This window comes from Citrobacter telavivensis, from assembly GCA_009363175.1.
Lineage (GTDB): Bacteria > Pseudomonadota > Gammaproteobacteria > Enterobacterales > Enterobacteriaceae > Citrobacter_A > Citrobacter_A telavivensis.
Genome location: CP045205.1, coordinates 454157 through 477164 on the forward strand (window position 1 = coordinate 454157; position 23008 = coordinate 477164).

A 23008-nucleotide genomic window follows, 5' to 3' on the forward strand; every position below is an offset into this window, starting at 1 on the left:
GCGTCACGAAGATAATGTTCTGATTAAGTTTGAGAAATCTTCTTTAATATCATGGCTTTCTTCACGCAACTGCTCAATCTTACGGCAGGCATGAAGCACCGTAGTGTGGTCGCGCCCACCAAACGCGTCGCCAATTTCCGGCAGACTGTGGTTAGTGAGTTCTTTCGCCAGTGCCATGGCCATCTGACGCGGACGCGCTACCGAGCGAGAACGACGCTTGGACAGCAAATCCGCAATTTTGATTTTGTAATACTCCGCCACCGTCTTCTGAATATTGTCGATAGTGACCAGTTTTTCCTGCAACGCCAGCAGATCGCGCAGCGCTTCGCGAACGAAGTCGATAGTAATCGCCCGACCGGTAAAGTTAGCGTTGGCAATCACTCGGTTCAGCGCCCCTTCCAGCTCACGCACGTTAGAGCGTAGCCGCTTGGCAATAAAGAAGGCCACTTCCCCCGGCAGACGAATGTCATTCTCGTCGGCTTTTTTCATCAGGATCGCCACACGGGTTTCCAGTTCTGGCGGTTCGATCGCTACCGTCAGCCCCCAGCCGAAGCGGGATTTCAGACGATCCTCAACACCGTTGATCTCTTTTGGATAGCGATCCGAGGTCAAAATGATCTGCTGATTGCCTTCGAGAAGGGCGTTAAAGGTGTGGAAAAACTCTTCCTGGGATCGTTCTTTATTGGCAAAGAACTGGATGTCATCGATGAGCAGGGCGTCGACGGAACGGTAATAGCGTTTAAACTCTTCGATCGCGTTGTTTTGCAGGGCTTTTACCATGTCCTGTACAAAGCGCTCGGAGTGCATATACACCACTTTGGCATTGGGCTTGCGCGCCATAATACCGTTTCCCACCGCGTGCAACAGGTGGGTTTTACCCAGACCGGTGCCGCCGTAAAGGAACAGCGGGTTATAGGCGCCGCCTGGGTTGTCCGCCACCTGACGCGCCGCAGCGCGTGCCAGCTGGTTAGATTTACCTTCAACGAAATTATCAAACGTGTGTTTGACGTTGACGTTAGAGCGATAGGTCGGTTCTGCTGGCGCGGGCACATTGTCCCAGCCCGAACGCGTCGAAACAGGCGCTGCGCGCTGTGGCTGCACCTGATGCGTCACCTGAGCCGGTGCGGAAACATTGTTGTGCACGGGCGTCCTCAGCGTCTGACTGACGGGTTTCGTCCCGACCTCAAAACGCAGCTGCGGAGCATCTGCACCGCAGAAGTTATTCAGCAGCCCATTGATATTGTTAAGGTACTTGTCTCTTACCCAATCGAGCACAAAACGGTTTGGCGCATACAAAGCCAGCGTGTTATCGCTCAGTTCCGCCTGCAAAGGGCGTATCCACATACTGAATTCTGTGGCTGGTAACTCATCCTGCAATCGGGCAAGACACTGCTGCCAAAGCGAAAGTGACACGGCGGACTCCACTCGAACAAAAGTCGATAAATGACAAAGGCTGAAACATTCATTGATTGTTGACGCACATCGACTAGACCCTATGCAAAGGGTGACGTGCGAATTGCTATCTGCAATTTTAACCCGATCAGGATCCTTTGAAACGATCGGGACCGCGGATCATAGCGTAAACTGAGCAAGAGATCTTCTGTTTCTCACAGATTCTTCCTGATTTATCCACAGGCCTTCACAGGACCGGATAAGTGTAAACGATCCTGGAGAAGTGCTGCACGATTTCGCCCGCATATTGGAAAAATTAATGAGTAAAGACGCTATACTGCTAAAACGATCTCATAAAGATCCCGAGCGATCCTTGCGCTTTGTTCATCAGGCCGTATAATCTTTCCCCCGTCGCGCGATGCCCGTAACACGGTGTCAACGCTGCCTGATTTTCACGCGAAAAGGTGCGGAAAAAGGCAGGGATTTAAGCAAAGAGAATTGACTCCGGAGTGTACAATTATTACAATCCGGCCTCTTTAATCACCCACACTGTGGCGTAAGTCGTTCGAAACTCGTTCGGGTATACGCAAAAGTCAGTGAATTTATTCAAGTTTAGGTAGAAATCGCCATGAAACGCACTTTTCAACCGTCTGTACTGAAGCGCAACCGTTCTCACGGCTTCCGTGCTCGTATGGCTACTAAAAATGGTCGTCAGGTTCTGGCACGTCGTCGTGCTAAAGGCCGCGCTCGTCTGACCGTTTCCAAGTAATAAAGCTAACCCCTGAGTGGTTAAGCTCGCATTTCCCAGGGAGTTACGTTTGTTAACTCCCAATCATTTCACATTCGTCTTCCAGCAGCCACAACGGGCTGGCACGCCGCAAATCACCATCCTCGGCCGCCTGAATTCGCTGGGGCATCCCCGTATCGGTCTTACCGTCGCCAAGAAAAACGTTCGACGCGCTCATGAACGCAATCGGATTAAACGTCTGACGCGTGAAAGCTTTCGTCTGCGTCAACACGAGTTGCCAGCAATGGACTTCGTGGTGGTGGCGAAAAAAGGGGTTGCTGACCTCGATAACCGTGCTCTCTCGGAAGCGTTGGAAAAATTATGGCGCCGCCACTGTCGCCTGGCTCGCGGGTCCTGATAGCCCTAATCCGGGTCTATCAACGCCTGATCAGTCCGCTGCTTGGGCCGCATTGCCGTTTCACTCCAACGTGTTCAAGCTACGGAATTGAGGCATTGCGCAGGTTTGGAGTGATAAAAGGCAGTTGGTTGACGGTGAAACGCGTATTAAAATGCCACCCTTTACACCCTGGTGGTGACGATCCCGTCCCGCCCGGACCATTTGATACCAGAGAACACTAACGATGGATTCGCAACGCAATCTTTTAGTCATCGCTTTGCTGTTCGTGTCTTTCATGATCTGGCAAGCCTGGGAGCAGGATAAAAATCCTCAACCTCAGACCCAACAGACCACGCAGACAACGACCACCGCAGCGGGTAGCGCCGCCGACCAGGGCGTACCGGCCAGTGGCCAGGGGAAACTGATTACGGTTAAGACTGACGTGCTTGATCTGACCATCAACACCCGTGGTGGTGATGTGGAACAGGCCCTGCTGCCAGCTTACCCGAAAGAACTCGGTTCCAGCGAACCGTTCCAACTGCTGGAAACTACGCCGCAGTTTATCTATCAGGCTCAGAGCGGTCTGACAGGTCGTGACGGCCCGGATAACCCGGCTAACGGTCCACGTCCGCTGTACAACGTCGAAAAAGACGCCTTTGTACTGGCTGATGGTCAGAACGAGCTGCAGATCCCGATGACCTATACGGATGCCGCGGGTAATACCTTTACCAAAACGTTTGTCCTCAAACGTGGTGACTATGCGGTTAACGTGAACTACAGCGTGCAGAACGCCAGCGAGAAACCGCTGGAGATCGCCACCTTTGGTCAGTTGAAGCAATCCATCAATCTGCCGTCTCATCGTGACACCGGAAGCAGCAACTTCGCACTGCATACTTTCCGTGGCGCAGCGTACTCCACGCCAGATGAGAAATATGAAAAATACAAATTTGACACCATCGCGGATAACGAAAACCTGAACGTCAATGCGAAAGACGGTTGGGTCGCGATGCTGCAACAGTATTTTGCAACGGCATGGGTGCCACGTAACGACGGTACCAACAACTTCTACACCGCGAACCTGGGCAACGGCATTGCCGCTATCGGCTATAAATCTCAGCCGGTACTGGTTCAGCCAGGCCAGTCTGGCGCAATGACCAGCACCCTGTGGGTTGGCCCGGAAATTCAGGATAAAATGGCGGCCGTTGCACCGCACCTGGATCTGACCGTAGATTACGGTTGGTTGTGGTTCATCTCTCAGCCGCTGTTTAAACTGCTGAAATGGATCCATAGCTTCGTCGGTAACTGGGGCTTCTCCATTATCATCATCACCTTTATCGTTCGTGGCATCATGTACCCGCTGACCAAAGCGCAGTACACCTCCATGGCGAAGATGCGTATGCTGCAGCCGAAGATTCAGGCAATGCGTGAGCGTCTGGGCGATGACAAACAGCGTCAGAGTCAGGAGATGATGGCACTGTACAAGGCTGAGAAGGTTAACCCACTGGGTGGCTGCTTCCCGCTGATCATCCAGATGCCTATCTTCCTGGCGTTGTACTACATGCTGATGGGCTCCGTGGAACTGCGTCATGCGCCGTTTGCCTTGTGGATCCATGACTTATCTGCACAGGACCCGTACTACATCCTGCCGATCCTGATGGGTGTAACGATGTTCTTCATCCAGAAGATGTCGCCGACCACCGTGACCGACCCGATGCAGCAGAAGATCATGACCTTTATGCCGGTCATCTTCACCGTGTTCTTCCTGTGGTTCCCGTCAGGTCTGGTGCTGTACTACATCGTCAGCAACCTGGTGACCATTATTCAGCAGCAGCTGATTTACCGTGGTCTGGAAAAACGTGGTCTGCATAGCCGCGAGAAGAAAAAATCCTGATTCGGTTGTAGGCCGGGTAAGCGAAGCGCCACCCGGCGGAAGGAACAGTAAAAAAGGGCGGTCATCAGACCGCCTTTTTTACATTTACGAAGAGAACTATCATGAGCCATAACGACACTATCGTCGCCCAGGCAACCCCACCGGGACGCGGTGGTGTTGGTATTCTGCGTATCTCCGGCCTGAAGGCGCGTGAGGTAGCCGAAGCCGTTCTGGGCAAGCTGCCCAAACCTCGTTACGCCGACTATCTGCCGTTTAAAGATGCCGACGGTACTGCGCTGGACCAGGGGATCGCCCTGTGGTTTCCCGGCCCTAACTCGTTTACCGGCGAGGACGTACTGGAGTTGCAGGGACACGGCGGGCCGGTCATTCTCGACCTGCTGTTAAAACGTATTCTGACGCTGCCGGGTCTGCGTATTGCCCGACCCGGCGAGTTCTCTGAACGCGCGTTTCTCAATGATAAGCTCGACTTAGCCCAGGCGGAGGCAATTGCCGACCTGATTGACGCCAGCTCAGAGCAGGCCGCGCGCTCGGCGTTGAACTCGTTACAGGGGGCGTTTTCCGCCCGCGTTAACCATCTGGTGGAAGCACTCACTCACCTGCGCATCTATGTTGAAGCGGCCATCGACTTTCCGGATGAAGAGATAGACTTCCTGTCCGATGGCAAAATCGAAGCGCAGTTGAATGGCGTGATTGCCGACCTCGATGCCGTCCGCGCTGAAGCGCGTCAGGGGAGCCTACTGCGTGAAGGAATGAAGGTGGTTATTGCCGGACGCCCTAATGCCGGAAAATCGAGCCTTCTGAACGCGCTGGCGGGCCGTGAAGCCGCCATTGTTACCGACATCGCCGGTACCACGCGCGACGTGCTGCGTGAACACATCCATATCGACGGCATGCCACTGCACATTATCGACACAGCCGGTCTGCGAGAGGCCAGCGACGAAGTCGAACGTATCGGTATTGAGCGTGCCTGGCAGGAAATTGAGCAGGCGGATCGCGTACTGTTCATGGTGGATGGTACTACCACGGATGCCGTTGACCCGACTGATATCTGGCCGGACTTCATCGCCCGTTTGCCGTCAAAACTGCCGATTACCGTGGTACGTAACAAAGCGGATATCACCGGCGAGCCGCTGGGTATCAGCGAGGTGAATGGTCACTCACTGGTTCGCCTTTCGGCACGTACCGGTGAAGGCGTGGACGTGCTGCGTAACCATCTCAAACAGAGCATGGGTTTCGATACCAATATGGAAGGCGGTTTCCTGGCCCGTCGTCGTCACCTGCAGGCGCTGGCAGAAGCCGCTGAGCATCTCCAGCAGGGCAAAGCTCAACTGTTAGGCGCGTGGGCGGGTGAACTACTGGCTGAAGAGCTACGTCTGGCGCAGCAAAGCTTAAGTGAGATAACCGGTGAGTTTACCTCCGACGATCTGCTGGGACGGATTTTCTCCAGCTTCTGTATCGGTAAGTAATCCCGTAGCCCCGAATTAATCGACGGTTAATTCGGGGCGTTATCGTTTTATAAGAGGATCCCTTTTTATGGAACATAAACGTTTACTTGACTGCACGGCGTCAGATTTCGCGTGCATGGACAAAACCGCGCTGCTGTATGCAATCCGCGCCAGTGAAGGCCGCATCCTGGTCAGTGAAACTATCGCCATTACCCAACCGCTGCTCAATAACGTCACCAATGCCGAACTTGCCGCGTCGCAGGGGGCGGACATTCTGCTGATTAACATGTTCGATAGCGAAGCACCGTTGATCCAGGGAATGCCTGCCGGTACTGCACCGGATCAGACGTTGCATGAACTGCAGCGCCTGACCGGTCGCATCATTGGCGTCAACCTGGAGGCCGTTGATCCTGAGTTTGCCATTGCGCATGATGACATCTGGAAGATGAAGCCAGGCCGTGCCGCAACCGCAGAGAATGCCCGCAAACTGGTCGAGATGGGGGCGAAGATCCTGGTACTGACGGGAAATCCCAATAACGGCGTCAGCAATCACTCTCTGGGAAAAGCCGTGAAAGCGATCCGCGAAGCCGCGGGTGACCGCGCCATTATCATCACCGGTAAAATGCACGGTGCAGGCATCGTGCGTGAGAGCGGCAGCGCGATTATCAGCGAAAGTGACGTCGCCGCATTTGCGGAGCAAGGCGCAGATATTGTGCTCATACCGGCTCCGGGAACCGTGCCTGGCATGAGCCAGCAAAAGGTAGAGTCGCTGATCGCGTGTGCGCACGCGCACGGTGCGCTGGCAATGACGGCAATCGGCACCTCTCAGGAGGGCGCAGACGTCAGTACGATTCGCCAGATAGCCCTGATGAGTAAGATGGCGGGGGCAGATCTCCATCATATTGGCGATACCGGCTATATGGGGATGGCATTGCCAGAAAATATCCTGGCCTATAGCGTAGCGATTCGTGGCGTCAGGCATACCTATACGCGTATCGCGCGTTCGGTGAATCGTTAACGTAATATTGTAATTAGGATTTTATTGAATGATCCTTAATTAATTCGATTTTAATTTAACTGTGATTTTTATCACAGTTAAATTATTCTCTCATAGACAAATATTTTCATTACCATAATGTAGCCTTGTGTCTAAAGAGGATAACTCATCATGATTATCTTAAGTTCATACATCATTTCAAAATGGTTTAATGTTGACAATAAAATTGTCAATCACCACCCTTAAGTTTCCCTGCCTTTATTTTGCCAGAGCATAGGCTATTCGTAGTCTGTTCATTTGGCACATTTCAAACATAACTCAATTCCTCATTGTGGTTGCATATCGCAACGCCACGTATGCCTGTTCGTTTTTTAAAACGAAAAGACAGTCATGGCTGAAATAAATGTGGAATGAATTGTGCCGGGCATATATATGCCCGTATGTCGACGTATTGATTCAATACCGTCAAATAAATTAAAGGATTATGTCATGGATAACTTTAAACATTTACCAGAACCCTTCCGTATTCGTGTTATTGAACCGGTAAAACGTACAACCAGAGATCATCGGGATAACGCAATCATTAAATCAGGAATGAACCCTTTTCTGTTGGATAGTGAAGATGTCTTTATTGACCTGCTAACCGATAGTGGTACTGGCGCAGTGACACAGAATATGCAAGCTGCAATGTTGCGTGGAGATGAAGCTTACAGCGGCAGTCGCAGTTATTATGCGCTGTCTGAAGCAGTGAAAACCATTTTCGGCTATCAATATACTATTCCAACGCATCAGGGCCGCGGTGCAGAGCAAATTTATATTCCAGTATTAATCAAAAAGCGTGAGCAGGAAAAAGGGTTAGACAGAAGTAAAATGGTGGCATTCTCCAACTACTTCTTCGACACCACCCAGGGACACAGTCAAATCAACGGCTGCACCGTACGCAACGTGTATATCAAAGAGGCTTTTGATACCGGCGTTCGTTACGACTTTAAGGGAAATTTTGATCTCGATGGATTAGAGCGCGGCATTCAGGAAGTTGGCGCAAACAACGTACCGTATATTGTGGCGACCATCACAAGCAACTCTGCGGGTGGGCAACCTGTTTCATTAGCCAACCTGAAAGCCATGTATAATATCGCTAAAAAATATGATATTCCGGTGGTGATGGACTCCGCACGTTTTGCCGAGAATGCTTATTTTATCCAGAAACGCGAAGCAGAATACAGGGACTGGAGCATCGAAGAAATTACCCGCGAAACCTACAAATATGCCGATATGCTGGCAATGTCCGCGAAAAAAGATGCGATGGTGCCGATGGGTGGCTTACTGTGCGTTAAAGACGACCGCTATTTTGACGTTTATACCGAGTGCAGAACCCTGTGCGTCGTACAGGAAGGCTTCCCAACTTACGGTGGTCTGGAAGGTGGGGCAATGGAGCGTCTTGCGGTGGGCCTGGTTGATGGCATGAATCAGGACTGGCTGGCCTATCGTATCGCACAGGTACAATATTTGGTCGATGGCCTCGAAGCGATTGGTGTCACCTGCCAACAGGCTGGCGGACATGCGGCATTTGTGGATGCGGGTAAATTATTGCCGCACATTCCGGCAGAACAGTTCCCGGCTCAGGCTCTCGCTTGCGAACTTTATAGAGTGGCCGGTATTCGGGCCGTTGAAATCGGGTCATTCTTATTAGGCAGAGATCCTAAAACTGGTAAGCAGCTACCTTGTCCGGCTGAGCTCCTGCGTTTAACTATCCCCAGGGCGACATATACCCAATCTCATATGGACTTCATTATCGAAGCCTTTGAGCATGTCAAAGAAAATGCAGTGAACATTAAAGGGCTAACCTTCACTTACGAACCTAAAGTATTACGTCATTTCACCGCTAAACTGAAAGAAGTTTAATTATAAATATTATGGGTGGTTATACGATAATAACCACCCCAGCGATAAATCCACTTCCTTTACATTGTTGCATAATTAAAAGGTTATAGGCTCACTATAATTAATGAGGCATCATGGAAGAAAATTCGAACGCTAAACATTCCTCCTTTTGGGGAATTATGGTTATAGCCGGCACGGTGATTGGCGGGGGGATGTTTGCTCTCCCCGTTGATTTGTCGGGTGCATGGTTTTTTTGGGGGGCGTTTATCTTAATCATCGCCTGGTTTTCAATGTTGCATTCTGGACTCTTGTTATTAGAGGCAAATTTAAATTACCCCGTCGGATCCAGTTTTAACACTATCACCAAAGATCTTATTGGCAATAAATGGAACATTGTGAGTGGATTTACAGTCGCCTTTGTTCTCTATATTCTCACTTACGCCTATATATCTGCAAATGGTGCCATCATTAGTGAAACGATCTCAATGAATATGGGATATCGCGTTAACCCCAGAATTGTCGGGATCTGTACCGCCATTTTTGTCGCCAGCGTGCTGTGGATCAGTTCACTGGCAGCCAGCCGAATCACCTCCCTGTTCCTGGGAATTAAAATCATCTCTTTTATAATCGTTTTTGGATCGTTTTTCTTCCAGGTCGATTTTTCTATATTGCGGGATACGGCAGGCCAGGCCCAAAACGACGCCTCCTATTTCCCCTATATTTTTATGGCGCTACCGGTATGTCTGGCATCATTTGGCTTTCACGGAAACATTCCCAGCCTGATCATCTGCTATGGCAAGAGAAAAGATAAATTAATAAAAAGCATTGTCTTTGGTTCTTTGCTGGCGTTGGTGATTTATCTATTCTGGTTGTATTGCACCATGGGTAACATTTCACGGGAAAGCTTCAGTGAGATCATCGCCTCAGGTGGTAATGTTGACTCATTAGTGAAGTCATTCCTCGGTACCAGACAAAGCGGAATCATCGAATTTTGTCTGCTGGTTTTTTCAAACCTGGCCGTTGCCAGCTCCTTTTTTGGCGTGACTTTGGGGCTATTTGACTATCTTGCGGATCTGTTCAAATTCGACAATTCATCAGTGGGTCGTTTTAAAACCGTCTTGTTAACCTTCCTGCCTCCGGCGCTTTTATACTTAATCTTCCCGAACGGTTTTATCTATGGCATCGGCGGTGCAGGGCTGTGCGCAACGATATGGGCGGTGATCATCCCTGCGGTACTGGCTCTGAAAGCCCGGAAGAAATTTCCCAATAAAATGTTTACCGTCTGGGGCGGCCTCATCATTCCAACCATCGTTATCCTGTTCGGCGTAGCAGTCATTGTTTGCTGGTTTGGCAACGTCTTCCACCTCTTACCCCGATTCAGTTAACTCGCTGTATCTCCAGGCTGACATGCCGCCTCATTCAAGGCGGTATGTCCTTTCAGGAAATTGCTATTTGAAAGAGACGTGCCCGCCCATGCATGACACCTCTCACTCACCATGGGGAAACGTGTCAGTGATCCTCACCTTTGTGGATACCTCTCTAGCGAAACACGAGTTGATCCACACGACTGTCATCACCATAACCAACTCCACCAAGCCCCCCTTGTCGCCCATCCTCTGCCATTCAATGCCGCGTGCTGGAAAAACGGTTGATACCTTTTCCCCACTCTGGCACAACCGCAGCAGCCATAGCCCGAGATTCATCTGGTTAAGAGAGAACATCAACGCCCTGTATCACGACCGGTCCTGACGCAAAAACAGCCAATATGCACCAGGAAATGTAAATGCGCGTAAGGGAGGCTGATTCAGTCGTACTTTTTGGCGATTTACTCTGTCTATAAACCGAGTAAATGTTACTCTCGTCATTATCAACGACCATTAATCATGGAGAGAAAAATGGCGACCCATTTTGCCAGAGGGATCCTGACGGAGGGACACCTGATTTCTATGCGTCTCCCGTCATCCTGCCATCATGAAGCACGAAGACTGCCAACACATCGCCAGACCCGTTTTCTGGCATCCCGAGGCCTTCTCGCCGAGCTGATGTTTATGCTGTATGGCACGCTCGAGTTACCGGAAATCGTATACAAAGCCAAAGGTAAGCCGGCGTTTCGCGATAAAAATTTGCCGAGTTTTTCCATCGCCTATGCTGGCAATATGGTCGGCGTGACGCTGACAACCGAAAGGGGAATGTGGACTGGATATGGAACTCCAGCGCGCTACCCGAGGATTCATCAGCCCCCATTCCGTTGAGGTCCCGGCCTTTTCCAGCATTGAAAATCTGTGGATCAGCAAGCAAAACGATCCGGACGAAGCGCGTGCACAGATGATCACCTTGCGTCAGAGCGTCCTGAAACTGACGGGGGACGTCCGCAATGACGATCCGCGCGAGCTGCAGCTACTACCGGGTGCCGGGCGTCTGAAATGTGCACATGTTACCCAGATTGAAGCCATCTGTGATGCCGAAGACCTGCTGGTATGGTCGGTTGCGGTTACACCAGGCATTGATAAACTTCAGCTTTGGGAGTTTGATGGTAAGCAGGGCTGGAAAAGCCTGCCTGATATCCAGACCCGTGCGAATGCGCCAACGGGTCGTCTGATGCGATTCGCGCAATTATCTGCTGCGACGTCTTATACGCATAACTGATGGAGTTACCATGTCTGAAACGTTGAATGTTGTTACGTTACTGGGAAGCCTGCGCAAAGGTTCATTTAACGGTATGGTTGCCCGTACGCTGCCGAAAATAGCCCCGGCGGGGATGGAAGTGAGTGCGTTACCGTCTATCGGTGATATCCCACTTTACGATGCCGACGTGCAACAGGAAGAAGGTTTTCCGGCAAGCGTCGAAGCACTGGCTGAACAAATTCGCAATGCCGATGGCGTGGTTATCGTCACTCCTGAATATAACTACTCGGTGCCGGGTGGTCTGAAAAACGCCATCGACTGGCTGTCGCGCCTGCCCGATCAGCCACTTTCCGGCAAACCGGTGCTTATCCAGACCAGTTCAATGGGGGCGATTGGCGGTGCACGCTGCCAGTATCACCTGCGCCAGATTCTGGTCTTCCTGGATGCGATGGTGATGAACAAGCCCGAATTTATGGGCGGTGTGATTCAGAACAAAGTGGACCCGCAGACGGGTGAAGTGATCGATCAGAGTACCCTGGACCATCTGACTGGCCAGCTCACCGCGTTTGGCGACTATATCCAGCGGGTTAAAGCCTAATAAAAAGCCCGCTGGCGCTAGCGCTTACCGGGCCGACACTCTCCTGTAGGTCAGGTAGGCGTAGCGCTACCTGACACCACAAACTACATCCAGCGCGTGAAGGCGTAAAACCATCCGGCCTACGATCGCAATTTATAGGCCGGATAAGCGCAGCGTCATCCGGCAACGGCAACGGCAACGGCAAGAAGTTAGTGTGCGTCGATAAACACAATCTTCAGCACAAACAACAGCGCCACAACCACCACGCACGGGCTCAGATCGCGCAGACGACCGGTACCAATTTTCATCACGCAGTAAGAGATAAAGCCCAGCGCGATCCCTTCAGTAATTGAGAAGCTGAATGGCATCATCACGGCAGTGATAAACGCCGGCACAGATTCAGTAAGGTCATCCCACTTCACGCGCGCCAGGCTGGAGGTCATTAACACGCCAACGTAAATCAGCGCACCTGCAGCCGCATAGCCCGGCACCATCCCCGCCAGCGGCGACAGGAAGATAACCAACAGGAACAGCAAACCCACGATCACAGCGGTCAGGCCGGTGCGCCCACCGACAGAAACGCCGGAAGAGGACTCGATATAAGCGGTGACGGAAGAGGTACCGATAAATGCCCCGGTCACGGAGGAGACGCTATCAACAAACAGCGCCTGTTTCATGCGCGGGAATTTCCCTTTTTCATCCGCCAGACCGGCTTTGTCAGTCACGCCGATCAGTGTCCCGGAGGAGTCAAACAGGTTAACCAGCATGAAAGAGAAAATCACCCCAGCCAGACCGATGTTAAACGAGCCTGCCAGATCGACATGCCCAATCACCGACGAGACGCTCGGCGGCGCAGAGACAATACCGTTATAGTGCACATCACCCAGCATCCAGCCCAACAGCGTGGTGACGATGATAGACACCAGCACGGCAGCGTGAATGTTACGTGACGCCAGGATAGCGATGATAAAGAAACCGAGCACGCCCAACAGTACGCTGTGGGAGGTCAGATTACCGATGCTCACCAGCGTTTCAGGATTCGCGACGATCACGCCTGCGTTTTTCAGACCCATCATGCCGATGAATAAACCGATACCACTGGTAATACCCACACGCAGACTGACCGGAATATTGGCAATCATCCAGTAACGCACGCGGAAGATAGTCAGCAGCAGCAGACCGACGGCGCCCCAGAAAATCGCCCCCATACCGACCTGCCACGACAGACCCATCGCGCCGACCACAACGAAGGCAAAGAACGCATTCAGCCCCATCGCGGGCGCCAGCGCCACCGGCAGATTAGCAAACAGACCCATCAAAATGCTGCCAAACGCGGCAATCAGACAGGTGGTCACAAAGACGGCGCTGGTGTCCATGCCAGCCACGCCCAGAATTTGCGGGTTAACAAAAACGATGTAAACCATCGTCAGGAAGGTGGTAAAACCGGCTATCACTTCGGTCCGTGCCGTCGTGCCATGTTCGCGCAGTTTAAACACGCGTTCCAGCATCCCCTGACCAGACGTCTGGGTTGTGTGTTGTTGACTCATTATCAATTTCCAAACAAGGAGGGAAAATTCGTCGCTATCCTATACCAAAATGCGACAATAGGGGGTGATTGTGAGATGTTTTTTTCATTGCATTTGCTTATACGGCAACGATTGCGTTGCACAATCAGGCAGTACGTAAACGTTAAACTAGTGAAAAGGGAAAGGCATGTCCGGAATTGAAGCGGTATTTTTCGACTGTGACGGTACGCTGGTCGACAGTGAAGTGATCTGTTCCCGCGCGTATGTCGCAATGTTCCAGGAATTCGGTATCACCCTCGATCTCGAAGAAACTTTTAAACGCTTTAAGGGCGTAAAACTCTACGAAATCATTGATATCATAAATGAGGAACATGGGGTGACGTTGGCAAAAGCCGACTTAGAACCCGTCTACCGCGCCGAGGTCGCACGCCTGTTCGACTCAGAGCTGGAAGTGATCCCTGGTGCGAATACACTGCTGGACAGCATGACGGTGCCGATGTGCGTGGTCTCTAACGGTCCGGTCAGCAAAATGCAGCACTCGCTGGGTAAACTGGGCATGCTGCACCATTTCCCGGACAAGCTGTACAGCGGTTACGATATTCAACGCTGGAAGCCCGATCCGGCGCTGATGTTCCATGCGGCAAAAGCCATGAACGTTAACGCACAGAACTGCATTCTGGTAGACGACTCTTCTGCGGGTGCACAGTCAGGAATTGATGCAGGAATGGAAGTGTTCTACTTCTGCGCCGATCCGCATAACAAACCGATCGATCATCCGAAAGTGACAACCTTTACCAGCCTGGAACAGTTGCCAGCGTTGTGGAAGGCGCGCGGGTGGAATATTACGCGATAATAAAAAAGCCGGATGGCGTTCGCGCTTATCCGGCCTACAGGATCCATGGTTTTGTAGGGCGGGTAAGCGAAGCGCCACCCGCCAAAAAAATCACTCTTTCGGATCTTTACCCGCCAGCAGCTTATCCAGCTCATCGCCACCCACGTGGCGGAAATCCTGACCCTTCACGAAGTAAAAAATGTATTCGCAGATATTCTGGCAGCGGTCGCCAATACGCTCAATAGAGCGTGCGCAGAACAACGCGGTCAGCACGCTGGGAATCGTACGCGAATCTTCCATCATATAGGTCATCAGTTGACGTACGATCCCTTCGTATTCCTGGTCAACTTTCTTGTCTTCACGGTAGATACGAACCGCTTCGTCCAGATCCATACGCGCAAACGCATCCAGCACGTCGTGCAGCATCTGTATGGTATGACGACCCAGTGACTCCAGGCTCACCAACAGCGGCTGGTGCTGCTGGGAGAATTTCTCCAGCGCAGTACGACAAATTTTATCCGCCACGTCGCCAATACGCTCCAGCTCGGCGATGGTTTTGATGATAGCCATCACCAGACGCAGGTCGCTCGCCGTGGGCTGACGCTTGGCGATGATGCGAACACAGGCTTCATCGATCGCCACTTCCATCATGTTGACGTGCTTATCGCCATCAACAACGCGTTTCGCCAGCTCGCTGTCCTGATTGTGCATCGCGGTAATAGCATCAGAAAGCTGCTGCTCAACCATGCCGCCCATCGTCATTACCTGAGTGCGGATGCTTTCCAGTTCGGCGTTGAACTGACCGGAAATGTGTTTATTAAGGTTTAAATTGTCCATCATTTCTCCAGATGCCCGGGCATATCAACCGTAGCGGCCAGTAATGTAATCTTCGGTTTGTTTCTTCGCGGGCTTAGTGAACAGGTCGTCCGTGTTGCTGAACTCAATCAACTCGCCCAGGTACATAAACGCCGTATGGTCGGAACAACGCGCAGCCTGCTGCATGTTGTGGGTCACGATCACCACGGTGTAATCCTGTTTCAGCTCAGTAATCAGCTCTTCGATACGACCCGTTGAGATAGGATCCAGCGCTGAACATGGCTCATCCAGCAGCAAGACTTCCGGGCGAATGGCGATACCCCGCGCGATGCACAGACGCTGCTGCTGACCACCGGAGAGAGAGTACCCGCTCTGGTGCAATTTATCTTTGGTTTCATTCCACAGTGCGGCCTTGGTCAACGCCCACTGCACGCGCTCATCCATATCCGCACGGGACAGCTTCTCAAACAGACGCACGCCAAAAGCGATGTTGTCGTAGATAGACATCGGGAACGGCGTCGGCTTCTGGAATACCATCCCAACTTTGGCACGCAGCAGAGCGATATCCTGGGTGTTGGTGAGGATATTGTCACCATCCAGCAGAATTTCACCTTCCGCACGCTGTTCCGGATACAGTTCAAACATCTTGTTGAACGTACGCAGCAGCGTCGATTTACCGCAGCCAGAGGGCCCGATAAACGCCGTCACCTGATTCTTCGCGATATCCAGGTTGATGTTCTTCAGGGCATGGAATTTGCCGTAGTAGAAGTTCAAATCACGAACCTGAATCTTACCCGGAGCAGTATCAACCATACTCATTTCAATCTATTCCTTATTCATCATGCCTGATGGCGCTGCGCTTATCAGGCCTACGAAGAGGTAGGCCGGATAAGGCATTTGTGCCGCCATCCGGCAGTTTTTAACCGTGTTTACTCTTGGCGAAAATAACGCGTGCCAGAATGTTCAGCAGCAGTACGCACAGCGTAATGATCAGCACCCCGGCCCACGCCAGTTGCTGCCATTCAGCAAACGGGCTCATCGCAAATTTAAAGATGGTGACCGGCAGGTTGGCGATCGGCTGCATCATGTCGGTACTCCAGAACTGGTTGGAGAGCGCAGTAAACAGCAGCGGGGCGGTTTCACCCGCGATACGCGCAATCGCCAGCAGGATACCGGTCATAATCCCGGAAACAGACGCTTTCAACGTAATCGCGGAGATCATTTTCCACTTCGGCGTCCCCAGCGCATAAGCCGCTTCACGCAGGCTGTCCGGCACCAGTTTCAACATGTTCTCGGTGGTTCGAATCACGATAGGCACCTGCAGCAGCGCCAGCGCGATTACGCCCGCCCAGCCGGAGAAATGCTCCATCTGCGCCACCACGATGGTGTACACGAACAGACCAACCACAATAGACGGGGCGGAAAGCAGAATATCGTTGATGAAACGAATCACTTCCGCCAGCCACGATTTACGACCATATTCCGCCAGATAAATCCCGGCCATGATGCCCAACGGCGTACCAAACACGGTCGCCCAGAGGATCAACAAACCACTGCCCGCCAGGGCATTCGCCAGACCGCCACCCGTCGTGTTCGGCGGCGGCGTCATTTCGGTGAACAGCGCCAGCGACATTCCGTCGATACCGCGGGTAATCGTGGACATCAGTATCCAGACGAGCCAGAACAGGCCAAACGCCATCGTCGCCATTGAGAGCGTCAGCGCGATACGGTTTTTCATCCGGCGACGCGCCTGCATTTTGCGGCGGGATTCCGCCAGCGCTGCGGTGGTTTGCATTTCAAGCGTAGCCATTAGCGTGCCCCCTCGTTCTTCGCAAGGCGCAAAATCATAAACTTAGACGCTGCCAGCACGATGAAGGTAATCACAAACAGAATCAGCCCCAGTTCCATCAACGCCGCAACGTGCAGACCGGATTCCGCTTCCGCAAATTCATTCGCCAGCGCCGAGGTAATGCTGTTACCAGGCATATACAGCGACGCGCTGTCGAGCTGGTAGGTATTACCGATGATAAAGGTGACCGCCATCGTTTCACCCAGAGCACGACCCAGCCCCAGCATGATGCCGCCAATCACCCCATTTTTGGTGAACGGCAGTACGATGCGCCAGATAACCTCCCAGGTGGTGCAGCCGATACCGTAGGCAGACTCTTTCATCATCACCGGCGTTTGTTCGAACACATCACGCATTACCGCCGCAATGTAGGGAATTATCATGATGGCGAGGATCACCCCTGCCGCCAGAATACCGATACCAAACGCCGGGCCGGAGAACAGCGCGCCAACAAACGGAATGTTGGAAAGGATATTCCCGACCGGTTCCTGGAAATAAGTCGCAAACAACGGCGCAAAGATAAACAGGCCCCACATGCCGTATACGATACTCGGGATAGCCGCCAGCAGTTCAATTGCGATGCCCAGCGGGCGACGCAGCCAGCCAGGCGCAAGTTCCGTCAAAAACAGGGCAATGCCGAAGCTCACCGGAACGGCGATCAGCAGTGCGATAAAGGAGGTGACCAGCGTACCGTAGATCGGTACCAGCGCACCGTAGATGTCGTTTGGCGCGTCCCAGTCTTTCGTCCAGAGGAATGAGAAACCAAATTTCTCAATGCTGGGCCAGGAGGAGATGATCAGAGAGACAATAATGCCACCCAACATCAATAGCACAATCAGCGCAGCCAGTTTTACCAGCGCGCTGAAGATTTTGTCACCCTTTTTACCCGGCGGGTTAAAAGCAGGCTTGGTTGCAGCCATAAATCACTCTTTCCATTAAACGCGTTTACGAAGTTGCCCCAGCCGGATGGCGCTACGCTTATCCGGCCTACAAAGCGGACCTACATTCACAACTGTAGGGCGGATAAGCGTAGCGCCATCCGCCAATTCGTCAAAGATATTCTGTTAGTACAGCGCTTTACCGCTGCTGTCTTTCACATTGGTCTTCCATGCCGCACGGATCTGCTCAACCACGCTGTCCGGCAGGCTGGCGTAATCCAGGTCATTAGCCTGTTTGCCGCCATTTTTGTATGCCCAGTCGAAGAATTTCAGCACTTCAGCACCCTGCTCAGGTTTCTTCTGCTCTTTGTGAACCAGGATGAAAGTGGTGGAAGTAATTGGCCACGCACCGTCACCTTTCTGGTTCGTCAGATCCTGCGCGAAGGATTTGCTCCAGTCAGCACCTTTCGCGGCGTTGGCGAAGTTCTCTTCGGTCGGGCTAACCGGTTTGCCATCAGCTGAAATCAGCTTGGTATACGCCAGGTTGTTCTGCTTAGCGTAAGCGTATTCAACGTAACCGATGGAGCCTGGCAGACGCTGTACGAACGCGGCGATACCGTCGTTACCTTTACCGCCGAGGCCTGTCGGCCAGTTAACGGTAGAGCCTGCGCCCACTTTGGTCTTCCACTCTTCGTTGACTTTTGCCAGATAGCTGGTGAAGACGAAGGAGGTACCGGAACCATCAGCACGACGCACGACGGCGATGTTCTGAGAAGGCAATTTCACGCCCGGGTTCAGTTTGGTGATGGCTTCATCATCCCACTTCTTAATTTTACCCAGGTAGATGTCACCCAGCGTTTTACCATCCAGCACCAGTTCGCCAGACTTCAGACCCGGGATGTTCACCGCCAGTACCACGCCGCCAATAACGGTCGGGAACTGGAACAGGCCTTCCTGATTCAGTTTTTCGTCAGACAGCGGCGCATCAGAGGCACCGAAATCAACGGTATTCGCTGTAATTTGTTTAACACCACCGGAGGAGCCGATACCCTGGTAGTTGACTTTACTACCGGTCTCTTTCTGATAAGTATCAGCCCATTTGGCATACACCGGCGCAGGAAAAGTTGCACCTGCACCTGTCAGACTTGCTGCTGCTAACGCAGAGAAAGCGCTCATAGATAAGGTCGCGGCGACAACAGTTGCGACAGTGGTACGCATAACTTTCATAATGTCTCCTGCAAGATTTTCGTAAATCATTGTTAAGTGGCTACGATGAGCAAAATAGGACAAACAGGTGACAGTTAAATGTACGAAATATGACAGTTTTATGACAATGAAAATTTAAGTTAAATATAAATCATTTTTTTACTATTTATCATAAAGTTAACTAACACTATGACAATAGCTTTTCAGGAAAATTTTATTTCTGTGACACTGAAAAAAGTAGCTGAAGATGACGATTTGTCACATTAAAACGGCAGGAGAATTGATTAAAAACAGAGCGGAAGTGAAAAAAATGCCCCGCTTTCGCAGGGCATGAACGTTTTACTCGACGGTAACCGATTTAGCCAGGTTACGCGGCTGATCTACGTCGGTGCCTTTAATCAGCGCCACGTGATAGGCCAGCAGTTGTAGCGGCACGGTGTAGAAGATCGGTGCAATCACCTCTTCTACATGCGGCATCTCAATGATATGCATATTGTCGCTGCTGGCAAAACCGGCGTCCTGATCGGCGAAGACATACAGCTGGCCACCACGGGCGCGCACTTCTTCGATGTTGGACTTCAGTTTTTCCAGCAGTTCGTTGTTCGGGGCAACAACGATAACCGGCATATCGGCATCAATCAGCGCCAGTGGGCCGTGTTTCAGCTCACCTGCCGCATAGGCTTCTGCGTGAATGTAGGAGATCTCTTTCAGCTTCAACGCGCCTTCCAGCGCGATCGGATACTGATCGCCACGGCCCAGGAACAGAGCGTGATGTTTGTCAGAGAAATCTTCAGCCAACGCTTCAATGCGCTTGTCCTGAGAAAGCATTTGCTCGATACGGCTCGGCAGCGCCTGCAGACCATGAACGATGTCATGCTCAATGGACGCATCCAGACCTTTCAGGCGCGCCAGTTTCGCCACCAGCATCAGCAGAACGGTTAACTGAGTGGTAAACGCTTTCGTTGACGCCACGCCGATTTCCGTGCCGGCGTTGGTCATCATCGCCAGATCCGATTCACGCACCAGAGAAGATCCCGGAACGTTACAGATGGCGAGCGAGCCCAGATAGCCCAGCTCTTTCGACAAACGCAGGCCAGCCAGCGTATCTGCCGTTTCGCCAGACTGAGACAGGGTGATCATCAGGCTGTTACGGCGTACTGCTGATTTGCGGTAACGGAATTCTGAGGCGATTTCAACGTCGCACGGAATACCGGCCAGCGATTCAAACCAGTAGCGAGAAACCATCCCGGAGTTATAGGACGTCCCACACGCGATGATCTGGATATGCTCAACCTGAGACAACAGCTCGTTGGCCTTCGATCCAAGTTCGCTTAAATCTACTTCGCCGTGGCTAATGCGCCCGGTCAGAGTGTTTTTAATCGCGTTCGGCTGTTCGTAGATCTCTTTCTGCATGTAGTGGCGATAGATACCTTTATCACCCGCGTCATATTGCAGATTAGATTCAATGTCCTGACGTTTCACGTCCGCGCCAGTTTTATCAAAAATCGCGACAGAACGACGGGTCACTTCCGCAATATCGCCTTCTTCAAGGAAGATAAAGCGACGGGTTACCGGCAGCAGCGCCAACTGATCGGAGGCGATAAAGTTCTCGCCCATACCCAGACCGATAACCAGCGGACTACCCGAACGCGCAGCCAGCAACGTATCCGGATGACGGGTATCCATGATAACCGTACCGTACGCACCGCGCAGTTGCGGGATGGTGCGCAGCACGGCATCACGCAGTGTACCGCCCTGTTCCAGTTCCCAGTGCACTAAGTGAGCAATCACTTCGGTGTCTGTTTCTGAAACGAAGGTATAGCCGCGCGCTTTCAGTTCTTCACGCAGCGGTTCATGGTTTTCGATGATGCCGTTATGCACCACCACAATGTGTTCAGAAACATGCGGATGCGCGTTTGCTTCCGAAGGTTCGCCATGCGTAGCCCAACGGGTGTGAGCAATACCGGTGCCACCGTGCAGCGGATGTTCTTCCGCAGCCTGAGACAGCATCTGTACTTTACCCAGACGACGCAGACGGGTCATATGCCCTTCTGCGTCCACCACGGCCAGACCAGCAGAGTCGTAACCGCGGTATTCCAGACGACGTAAACCTTCAAGAAGGATTTCAGCTACATCACGTTGCGCGATAGCGCCAACAATTCCACACATATTTTTTTATTCCGAATCAAGGCATTATGCCTGTCGTTGTCTTTCGACCTGTATGCCCGTTTTTCGGGCGCCCCGAGCCTTGTAGAGAGTGGGGTTATTTTTATAGGTACTGCTTTTGGGCGGGAGGTATATGTTTACTTCCTCTCCCGGGTTTGCCTGATGACGGCTACGCCTTATCAGGCCTACTCAATCGTAGGGCGGGTAAGCGTAGCGCCACCCGCCTTATTGTTACTTTTTCTTCACCGGACGCTTCCAGCCCTGCTTATGCACCTGTGGCACACGGCTGATGACCAGTTCATTATCAGCGACGTCACGGGTGACGGTGGTCCCCGCTGCAATGGTCACCCCATTACCCACGGTCACCGGTGCCACCAGCTGGGTATCGGATCCGACAAACACATCATCGCCAATGATGGTTTTAAACTTGTTCGCGCCATCGTAGTTGCAGGTGATCGTACCTGCGCCAATATTCACGTTATCGCCAATTTCCGCATCGCCCAGATAGGTCAGGTGACCGGCTTTCGAGCCTTTACCGAGACGCGCTTTCTTCATCTCAACGAAGTTGCCCACGTGAGCACCTTCCATCAGCTGTGCACCAGGACGCAAACGAGCGAACGGCCCAATAGTGCATGCCGCGTCCAGATGGGCATCTTCCACCACGCTGTACGGACTGATTTCACAGTCATCGCCAATGACGCTGTTTTTAATGACGCAACCCGTCCCAATCTTCACGCGATGACCAAGCGTGACGTGACCTTCGATGATAACGTTAGTATCAATTTCGACATCTCGCCCGTGAGCGAGCGTACCGCGCAGGTCAAAACGCGCCGGATCGCGCAGCATCACGCCCGCCAGCAGCAGTTTTTCCGCTTGCTCGGACTGATAAACGCGTTCCAGACGGGAAAGTTGCAGACGGTTGTTTACACCTTCAACTTCACTCAGACGATCGGGATGAACTGCCGCGATTTCACGACCTTCCTGATAAGCCAGCGCAATGATATCGGTGATGTAGTATTCACCCTGTGCATTGTTATTGGTCAGTTTAGACAGCCAGCGCTTCATGTCAGCGCCGTTTGCAATCAGTATCCCGGTATTGATTTCCTGGATCTGACGCTGTTCATCGCTGGCATCTTTATGCTCAACGATACCGGTCACTTTGCCATTTTCACGCGTGATACGACCATAGCCGCTCGGATCGTCCAGCTTAACCGTGAGCAGACCAATCCCCCCCTGGGGTTTAGCATCGCGCAGGCGCTGTAAGGTTTCAATCGAGATCAGCGGGACGTCGCCGTAGAGCATTAAAATGTCTTCATCATCGCCAAAGAAAGGCGCTGCCTGCTGCATAGCGTGGCCTGTGCCCAACTGCTCCGCCTGCAACACCCAGTTCAGGTTGTCTTCTTTCAGGCTTTTTTTAAGCAGTTCGCCACCGTGGCCGTAAACGAGGTGCACCTGTGATGAACCTAATTCATTAGCAACATCAATGACATGCTGAACCATCGATTTCCCGGCAAGGGTATGCAGTACTTTTGGAAGATCGGAATACATACGTGTGCCTTTGCCTGCGGCAAGGATCACTACGCTCATCGCTTTATTCAACATACGCGTCCTGACTGTAATTTGAGAACGAATTTATACCGTTTCACGTTGAAATACTACATTTTTTTCATCGTGAAATGGGCAGAGGATAAAACGCACAATCGCGAGTTTTCCCCAACGGAGATAGAGACATTTTCGTCCATTGCTGCGGCTTTTGTCTTCTGAAAAGTCACCTGATACCGTGATTAACACGCCAGGCCA

General features: G+C 52.0%; 20 protein-coding genes and 1 pseudogene. 12 read left to right on the top strand and 9 right to left on the bottom strand.

Going from position 1 to position 23008, the window contains the following annotated elements:
- Positions 1-3 precede the first annotated feature (3 nt).
- Positions 4-1413, bottom strand: coding sequence for a chromosomal replication initiator protein DnaA (gene dnaA, locus GBC03_04350; GenBank protein QFS69498.1), 1410 nt, complete (start codon positions 1411-1413; stop codon positions 4-6).
- A gap of 607 nt (positions 1414-2020) precedes the next feature.
- On the opposite strand from dnaA, the gene rpmH reads away from it, so the two are divergent.
- The 11 genes and pseudogenes from rpmH to GBC03_04405 all read left to right on the top strand — a co-directional run bounded on the left by rpmH (position 2021) and on the right by GBC03_04405 (position 11956).
- Positions 2021-2161, top strand: coding sequence for a 50S ribosomal protein L34 (gene rpmH, locus GBC03_04355; GenBank protein ID QFS69499.1), 141 nt, complete (start codon positions 2021-2023; stop codon positions 2159-2161).
- A 16-nt stretch (positions 2162-2177) separates the two neighbouring features.
- Positions 2178-2537, top strand: coding sequence for a ribonuclease P protein component (gene rnpA, locus GBC03_04360; GenBank protein ID QFS69500.1), 360 nt, complete (start codon positions 2178-2180; stop codon positions 2535-2537).
- On the top strand, positions 2501-2758 hold the full coding sequence (gene yidD, locus GBC03_04365; GenBank protein QFS69501.1) for a membrane protein insertion efficiency factor YidD: 258 nt from the start codon (positions 2501-2503) through the stop codon (positions 2756-2758). The genes rnpA and yidD overlap by 37 nt, the downstream gene beginning before the upstream one ends.
- Positions 2759-2760: 2 nt before the next feature.
- Positions 2761-4407 carry a membrane protein insertase YidC gene (gene yidC / locus GBC03_04370; GenBank protein QFS69502.1) on the top strand — a complete coding sequence of 549 codons (1647 nt, stop codon included), beginning with the start codon at positions 2761-2763 and terminating at the stop codon, positions 4405-4407.
- Positions 4408-4508: 101 nt separating this feature from the next.
- On the top strand, positions 4509-5873 hold the full coding sequence (gene mnmE, locus GBC03_04375) for a tRNA uridine-5-carboxymethylaminomethyl(34) synthesis GTPase MnmE (GenBank protein ID QFS69503.1): 1365 nt from the start codon (positions 4509-4511) through the stop codon (positions 5871-5873).
- A 67-nt stretch (positions 5874-5940) separates the two neighbouring features.
- A complete protein-coding gene (locus tag GBC03_04380; GenBank protein ID QFS69504.1) occupies positions 5941-6870 on the top strand; it encodes a haloacid dehalogenase-like hydrolase in 930 nt (309 codons plus the stop codon).
- A gap of 150 nt (positions 6871-7020) precedes the next feature.
- Positions 7021-7095 carry a tryptophanase leader peptide gene (gene tnaC / locus GBC03_04385; GenBank protein QFS73911.1) on the top strand — a complete coding sequence of 25 codons (75 nt, stop codon included), beginning with the start codon at positions 7021-7023 and terminating at the stop codon, positions 7093-7095.
- 243 nt (positions 7096-7338) lie between these two features.
- Entirely contained in the window at positions 7339-8754 is a 1416-nt protein-coding gene (gene tnaA / locus GBC03_04390) for a tryptophanase (protein QFS69505.1), read from the top strand.
- Positions 8755-8867: 113 nt separating this feature from the next.
- Entirely contained in the window at positions 8868-10118 is a 1251-nt protein-coding gene (tnaB, locus tag GBC03_04395) for a low affinity tryptophan permease TnaB (protein QFS69506.1), read from the top strand.
- A gap of 510 nt (positions 10119-10628) precedes the next feature.
- Positions 10629-11379 (top strand): annotated as a pseudogene (locus GBC03_04400) (hypothetical protein).
- A 10-nt stretch (positions 11380-11389) separates the two neighbouring features.
- Entirely contained in the window at positions 11390-11956 is a 567-nt protein-coding gene (locus GBC03_04405) for a hypothetical protein (protein ID QFS69507.1), read from the top strand.
- A gap of 188 nt (positions 11957-12144) precedes the next feature.
- Here GBC03_04405 and GBC03_04410 read toward each other — a convergent pair whose 3' ends face one another.
- The gene (locus GBC03_04410) at positions 12145-13482 is read right to left on the bottom strand and encodes an NCS2 family permease (protein ID QFS69508.1); all 1338 of its coding nucleotides are present in this window, start codon (positions 13480-13482) and stop codon (positions 12145-12147) included.
- Positions 13483-13648: 166 nt separating this feature from the next.
- On the opposite strand from GBC03_04410, the gene yieH reads away from it, so the two are divergent.
- Positions 13649-14314, top strand: coding sequence for a 6-phosphogluconate phosphatase (yieH, locus tag GBC03_04415; protein QFS69509.1), 666 nt, complete (start codon positions 13649-13651; stop codon positions 14312-14314).
- A 90-nt stretch (positions 14315-14404) separates the two neighbouring features.
- On the opposite strand, the gene phoU is transcribed toward yieH, so the two are convergent.
- From phoU to glmU, 7 genes are all read right to left on the bottom strand, one after another.
- A complete protein-coding gene (gene phoU / locus GBC03_04420) occupies positions 14405-15130 on the bottom strand; it encodes a phosphate signaling complex protein PhoU (GenBank protein QFS73912.1) in 726 nt (241 codons plus the stop codon).
- A 24-nt stretch (positions 15131-15154) separates the two neighbouring features.
- Entirely contained in the window at positions 15155-15928 is a 774-nt protein-coding gene (gene pstB / locus GBC03_04425) for a phosphate ABC transporter ATP-binding protein PstB (GenBank protein ID QFS69510.1), read from the bottom strand.
- Positions 15929-16028: 100 nt separating this feature from the next.
- Positions 16029-16919, bottom strand: a complete 891-nt coding sequence (gene pstA / locus GBC03_04430; GenBank protein ID QFS69511.1) for a phosphate ABC transporter permease PstA — start codon at positions 16917-16919, stop codon at positions 16029-16031.
- Positions 16919-17878 (bottom strand): phosphate ABC transporter permease PstC, encoded by a 960-nt coding sequence (gene pstC, locus GBC03_04435; protein QFS69512.1) that lies wholly within the window; start codon positions 17876-17878, stop codon positions 16919-16921. The genes pstA and pstC overlap by 1 nt, the downstream gene beginning before the upstream one ends.
- 144 nt (positions 17879-18022) lie before the next feature.
- On the bottom strand, positions 18023-19063 hold the full coding sequence (pstS, locus tag GBC03_04440) for a phosphate ABC transporter substrate-binding protein PstS (GenBank protein QFS69513.1): 1041 nt from the start codon (positions 19061-19063) through the stop codon (positions 18023-18025).
- 318 nt (positions 19064-19381) lie between these two features.
- Positions 19382-21211, bottom strand: a complete 1830-nt coding sequence (gene glmS, locus GBC03_04445) for a glutamine--fructose-6-phosphate transaminase (isomerizing) (GenBank protein ID QFS69514.1) — start codon at positions 21209-21211, stop codon at positions 19382-19384.
- 228 nt (positions 21212-21439) lie between these two features.
- Positions 21440-22810: a bifunctional UDP-N-acetylglucosamine diphosphorylase/glucosamine-1-phosphate N-acetyltransferase GlmU gene (glmU, locus tag GBC03_04450; protein ID QFS69515.1), complete on the bottom strand. Its 1371-nt coding sequence runs from the start codon at positions 22808-22810 to the stop codon at positions 21440-21442.
- Positions 22811-23008 lie beyond the last annotated feature (198 nt).

Excerpts from the sequence above, each read along its gene's own strand:
- rpmH (QFS69499.1), top strand. The coding sequence starts at position 2,021 with ATGAAACGCACTTTTCAACCGTCTGTACTGAAGCGCAACCGTTCTCAC.
- yidD (QFS69501.1), top strand. The coding sequence starts at position 2,501 with ATGGCGCCGCCACTGTCGCCTGGCTCGCGGGTCCTGATAGCCCTAATC.
- yidC (QFS69502.1), top strand. The coding sequence starts at position 2,761 with ATGGATTCGCAACGCAATCTTTTAGTCATCGCTTTGCTGTTCGTGTCT.
- mnmE (QFS69503.1), top strand. The coding sequence starts at position 4,509 with ATGAGCCATAACGACACTATCGTCGCCCAGGCAACCCCACCGGGACGC.
- GBC03_04380 (QFS69504.1), top strand. The coding sequence starts at position 5,941 with ATGGAACATAAACGTTTACTTGACTGCACGGCGTCAGATTTCGCGTGC.
- tnaA (QFS69505.1), top strand. The coding sequence starts at position 7,339 with ATGGATAACTTTAAACATTTACCAGAACCCTTCCGTATTCGTGTTATT.
- tnaB (QFS69506.1), top strand. The coding sequence starts at position 8,868 with ATGGAAGAAAATTCGAACGCTAAACATTCCTCCTTTTGGGGAATTATG.
- GBC03_04405 (QFS69507.1), top strand. The coding sequence starts at position 11,390 with ATGTCTGAAACGTTGAATGTTGTTACGTTACTGGGAAGCCTGCGCAAA.
- GBC03_04410 (QFS69508.1), bottom strand. The coding sequence starts at position 13,482 with ATGAGTCAACAACACACAACCCAGACGTCTGGTCAGGGGATGCTGGAA.
- yieH (QFS69509.1), top strand. The coding sequence starts at position 13,649 with ATGTCCGGAATTGAAGCGGTATTTTTCGACTGTGACGGTACGCTGGTC.
- phoU (QFS73912.1), bottom strand. The coding sequence starts at position 15,130 with ATGGACAATTTAAACCTTAATAAACACATTTCCGGTCAGTTCAACGCC.
- pstB (QFS69510.1), bottom strand. The coding sequence starts at position 15,928 with ATGAGTATGGTTGATACTGCTCCGGGTAAGATTCAGGTTCGTGATTTG.
- pstA (QFS69511.1), bottom strand. The coding sequence starts at position 16,919 with ATGGCTACGCTTGAAATGCAAACCACCGCAGCGCTGGCGGAATCCCGC.
- pstC (QFS69512.1), bottom strand. The coding sequence starts at position 17,878 with ATGGCTGCAACCAAGCCTGCTTTTAACCCGCCGGGTAAAAAGGGTGAC.
- pstS (QFS69513.1), bottom strand. The coding sequence starts at position 19,063 with ATGAAAGTTATGCGTACCACTGTCGCAACTGTTGTCGCCGCGACCTTA.
- glmS (QFS69514.1), bottom strand. The coding sequence starts at position 21,211 with ATGTGTGGAATTGTTGGCGCTATCGCGCAACGTGATGTAGCTGAAATC.
- glmU (QFS69515.1), bottom strand. The coding sequence starts at position 22,810 with ATGTTGAATAAAGCGATGAGCGTAGTGATCCTTGCCGCAGGCAAAGGC.